Source organism: Aquidulcibacter sp., from assembly GCF_044346625.1.
Taxonomy (GTDB): Bacteria; Pseudomonadota; Alphaproteobacteria; order Caulobacterales; family Aquidulcibacteraceae; genus Aquidulcibacter.
In genome coordinates this window covers 1-4,057 of the sequence record NZ_JBIIYV010000140.1, presented here as the reverse complement: position 1 = coordinate 4,057, position 4,057 = coordinate 1, and the positions used below count along the sequence as shown (strand labels likewise).

5 protein-coding genes are annotated in these 4,057 nt (G+C 57.2%); 1 reads left to right on the top strand and 4 read right to left on the bottom strand.

Going from position 1 to position 4,057, the window contains the following annotated elements:
* Nucleotides 1–407: 407 nt before the first annotated feature.
* From ACIQ20_RS16105 to ACIQ20_RS16090, 4 genes are all read right to left on the bottom strand, one after another.
* Nucleotides 408–1,031, bottom strand: a complete 624-nt coding sequence (locus ACIQ20_RS16105; protein ID WP_395782105.1) for a YdeI family protein — start codon at nucleotides 1,029–1,031, stop codon at nucleotides 408–410.
* Between the two features lie 17 nt (nucleotides 1,032–1,048).
* Complete coding sequence (locus ACIQ20_RS16100; RefSeq protein WP_395782103.1) at nucleotides 1,049–1,876, bottom strand: enoyl-ACP reductase; 828 nt, start codon at nucleotides 1,874–1,876, stop codon at nucleotides 1,049–1,051.
* A 122-nt stretch (nucleotides 1,877–1,998) separates the two neighbouring features.
* Nucleotides 1,999–2,646: a cupin domain-containing protein gene (locus tag ACIQ20_RS16095; protein ID WP_395782101.1), complete on the bottom strand. Its 648-nt coding sequence runs from the start codon at nucleotides 2,644–2,646 to the stop codon at nucleotides 1,999–2,001.
* A gap of 133 nt (nucleotides 2,647–2,779) precedes the next feature.
* On the bottom strand, nucleotides 2,780–3,424 hold the full coding sequence (locus tag ACIQ20_RS16090; protein ID WP_395782099.1) for a sigma-70 family RNA polymerase sigma factor: 645 nt from the start codon (nucleotides 3,422–3,424) through the stop codon (nucleotides 2,780–2,782).
* Nucleotides 3,425–3,727: 303 nt separating this feature from the next.
* Between ACIQ20_RS16090 and ACIQ20_RS16085 the strand changes: the two genes are divergently transcribed.
* On the top strand, nucleotides 3,728–4,057 hold a 330-nt coding region (locus tag ACIQ20_RS16085), incomplete at its 3' end, for a hypothetical protein (RefSeq protein ID WP_395782097.1).

The window sequence follows — 4,057 nt, the reverse complement described above, 5'->3', positions numbered from 1 at the left end:
TCAAAATCATCCCGCAAGCCAATCGCTGATCCCATAGCAACGCCCTCCAAATCAAGGACGCCATTGATTCACACTTCCACGACTTTGGGAATCCCCCACCTGAGTCACCCTCAACGCAGGCTGGTATAAGGGTTTCTTTGACTTGGAACGCCTCAATGCGTCGCTTCGCTTGCCTTGAAGCCGCCCGAGAATTCTTTTTGCGCAAGCTGGGGTGTCAAGGGGTGAAATCGACTTCGTCGACACGCGAAGCGTGCCCCTTGACGCCCCATCTTGCGCGCCCAAACTCGAACACGGCCTTTGCGAAGGCAGAGCCTGCGGCAAAGGCAGTCCAAAGCGGAAGAAGCTTCAGCGGATGGCGATCAGGATGGTGCATTCCTTGCGAAACGCACCCTACCTTGAACACCCCCCTACTCCCGCTCCAAAGCCCCCTTACCACGCAAGATTTTAGGTCGAAACTTATCAATCCGCGCCCCACGGGTGGCCGCGTTCTGGGTGGAGTTGAGCGCGATGGCGTAGCTGCGCTGTCGGCCCGGGGTCAGATCGTGGAAGGCTTGTGCCAGGTCTGGATCGGCATCGAGGGCCTCGATCAACTCATCGGGTAAGTCGAATTCCGCTTGGGTTTTGACGGGCTTAAGGCCTGCCCGGGCATAGCCAATCGCCTCAGCCAAATAGGCTTTCAGCGTGGGGGCTAGGGCCTGAACTTCTGCCAGATCTTTAAACCGCACGAGGTCGGCCGTCTGGGTATTGGGGCCAGCGCGCTCTAGGATTTGTTCTGGGTCCTTTAACAGCGCGGCATTGCTAAAGGTCAGGACAAAGCTATCTCGATGCGCACCGAAGAGAGCGATATTGCGATCCCCCTCCTGATAGCAGGGGTGGCCCCATTTCACCGTTTCGGTAAGACCTGCTTCCAAGCAGAGCTTTCGAAGCGCGGCGAGCCCCTGCCCCCATAGGTGGACCGAACAGTCTGGCGTCTCAAATCGCCCACAACGACCACATCCCCTCGTAAAGTAATCGTCGCTGTGGGTAATCATGGGTCGATCCAGATTGCTTAGCCGTCGTTCAAACCATCCGGCACGCCAACGACGTGGAAGCCAGCGTCGACATGGACCACTTCAGCGGTGGTGGAGCGGCCGATATCGGACAAGAGCCACAAGGCACAGCCAGCAATGCCTTCCATGCTGGTGTCTTCCTTCATCAAGGACCACTCGCGGCCCGTATTGACAAGGCCACGGCCGCCTTGAATGCCGGCCAAGGCCAAGGTGCGCATCGGCCCGGCGCTGATGGCGTTAACGCGAATGCCACTGGGGCCCAAGTCGCGGGCGATATAGCGGGTAGCCGCTTCCAGCGCTGCCTTGGCGACGCCCATCACATTGTAAGATGGCAAGACGCGCTCGGCCCCCAGATAGGACAAAGTGATCATCGAGCCGCCGGGCGACATCAAGGGTGCCGCGCGTTTGGCACAAGCCACCCACGAGAAGGCGGAAATATCCATAGTGCGGAGGAAGTTTTCGCGCGTAGTATTCTCCACAAACGAGCCTTTCAGTTCATTCTTGTCGGAGAAAGCGATGGCGTGAACCAAGAAGTCTAGGCCGCCCCATTTTTCCTTAATGGCGGCGAACACCGTATCTAAGGCCGCATCATCGGTGACATCGCAGGGCAAGATCAGGTCAGAGCCAACGCTTTCAGCCAAAGGCCGCATGCGCTTTTCCAGCGCTTCGCCTTGATAGGTAAACGCAAGTTCGGCACCTTGGGCGGCCAATTGGCTGGCAATGCCCCATGCGATCGACTTGTCGTTGGCCACGCCCATAACAAGGCCGCGCTTGCCCTTCATCAGGGTTCCGGTTGGATAGCCAGTTTCTTTCGTTTCGCTGCTCATGAGAGCTCCTGCCGCTGACAATGCTTCCAATCATGTGGAGGTCACATGATGCGTGAGGCTTCATTGCCCTGTCCGAGCCAAGGGTCAAGAGGCTGGTGCGGCGGTGGTCGAGAGCAGAGGGTCTAGTGGCGGGTGAACAGGCGCTGCAACATGCCGAGCGCACCGGTCAAAGCGATATCGCCTTCTTCAACGGTCAAGGCCAAGCAAACTCCGCCGGGTAGAGCGACCGGATGGTGCATTTGGCCGGGCTGCTTGATCGAGAGATCGCCGGGACCAAACATGCCGGTGCCATCCTCAAACGCGCCGCAGACAACCAATGTATATTCAGTCCCTGTGTGGTCATGATGGGGTGCGCCGTGGCCGGGTTCGATCCGCAGCAATTTGGCACGTAGCATACCGCCAGTCTCCAAAGCCATGGATTTGACGCCCGGACCCGCAAAGGTCCAACCCTCCTGAGCGGCGGAATCAAGGCAGACGTCGCGCAGCGGCTGGGGCAGGCCCAGTAACTCGTCCAACGCACGCCCAGCCGCATGAACAGCTTCGCGCGCTTGGGCATGACTATCTTCCAACGCGTCAATGCGCGCTAAAACACCTGCGAGAAAATCGTCAGACACGTCGACAGGTGCTTGGACCTCTAACGCGTCGCTGCCAATCACATCGCCAATATCCAGCGCGAGAGGGGAGATGCCTTTAAGCACCGCCTGGGTTTCAACCAGCAGGCGCAGAGACGGGTCTGCAGTCAGGAAGTCATCAGGATTTGCGCTGATCATTGTCTTCCCTAATCCCAACCCCAAAAGGGCAATTCCAAGTCGTGGCGCAACCGAGCGCAGGCTCGTTCACGGTTCCAAGATAGTCGATATTGGTTGCCATTTCCTAACGTCAAGGCGAACTTGCCGCAATCGATCAGTCCGGGCTGTCCAGTTTCGACCTTAGCTTCAAAAAAGCCAATCGAAGTCGGGACTTGACGGTTCCAAGTGGGGTGCCAGTCTGCACAGCGATCTCGCGATGCGAGAGGCCGTCGTAAAAGGCTTGATGCAAGAGTTGGCGTTGTTCTTCCGGCAGATCAACGATGGCAGCGCGGACTAGCTTATCGCGCTCGGCACCTGTGATCAATTGATCTGCAGCTGGCGGAGCCGAGGGCAAGAGCAATGGGTCATTGGGATCAAGCTCTGGTTTGGTGGTGCGGCGGATAGCATCGATGCGCTTGTTGCGCGCCACCCGAAACAGCCACGTTGAGACGGACGCTTGCGTGCGATCAAACAGATCAGCCTTGCGCCAGACCGTGACCATCACATCTTGAGCCAATTCTTCCGCGAGTGCATTATCTGCCCCCAGACGCATCAGATAGGCCTTCACGCGCGGGCCATAATAAGCGAACAACTCACCATAAGCCGCTTTATCTTTGTGGATCGCCACGGCTTCCATCAGATCGGCAAAGCGATCACGCTCCCCTTCACTCAAGGTCCCCGATGTCGCCGGGGTCTTGCCGCTGGCAGATCCCAACGGGCTCGCTGAAGGCTTGCGTGAAGAATTGTCCGAAGAAGACATGGGGTTTGGAAACTACTTTCTAGGGTGCGCTGTCTATCAAGAAAACCACGACGCGCCCTTCATCCTTACCACGCAGGACAAAACAAAGTAAGGCAAACGCAACAGTCTGTACTCGGTGCGCTTTTTAGAGCAAAGCCCGCGCTAAGTGAATAAGATAGAGCGGAAAACCAACACAAACGGTCAAAAGGTCGTGGGCTGATGCGCCAGTTTCTAAACCCGTGACGCGTTTGGACTTATCAAAGAGAATACGGCCTTCTCCATCTAGCGGATAAGCCGGCTCAAGATCGAAGGATGGGAAACAGGATGAATGTAGTAGGGCACCCATTTCGGCTCGCACGACTGGTTTCGGCTTTCTTCTGTGTGTTTGTTGCGCTCTTTGGCCTTCCGGCTACCGCAAGCGCACAGACAGGCGCTGTTCAAATTGAACCAGACGCCATGATTGATCTGTGGCCTAATACGGCCCCGGGCGCGCCTAACCCCCTGCCCAAAGAAGAGATTGTTTTTCAGAATAATCCGTTCAACTTGATCGACCGCGCGGCCCATTTCCATGAAGATCGCATGGCGGAGTTCGCCCATGTCGATGGCGTTGCCGCCTTCACCCACACAACAGGCTGCGGTACCGCCAGCACAGGC

Bases quoted from the DNA above. Each gene is read 5' to 3' on its own strand.
- ACIQ20_RS16105 (WP_395782105.1), bottom strand. From the start codon at position 1,031: ATGATTACCCACAGCGACGATTACTTTACGAGGGGATGTGGTCGTTGT.
- ACIQ20_RS16100 (WP_395782103.1), bottom strand. From the start codon at position 1,876: ATGAGCAGCGAAACGAAAGAAACTGGCTATCCAACCGGAACCCTGATG.
- ACIQ20_RS16095 (WP_395782101.1), bottom strand. From the start codon at position 2,646: ATGATCAGCGCAAATCCTGATGACTTCCTGACTGCAGACCCGTCTCTG.
- ACIQ20_RS16090 (WP_395782099.1), bottom strand. From the start codon at position 3,424: ATGTCTTCTTCGGACAATTCTTCACGCAAGCCTTCAGCGAGCCCGTTG.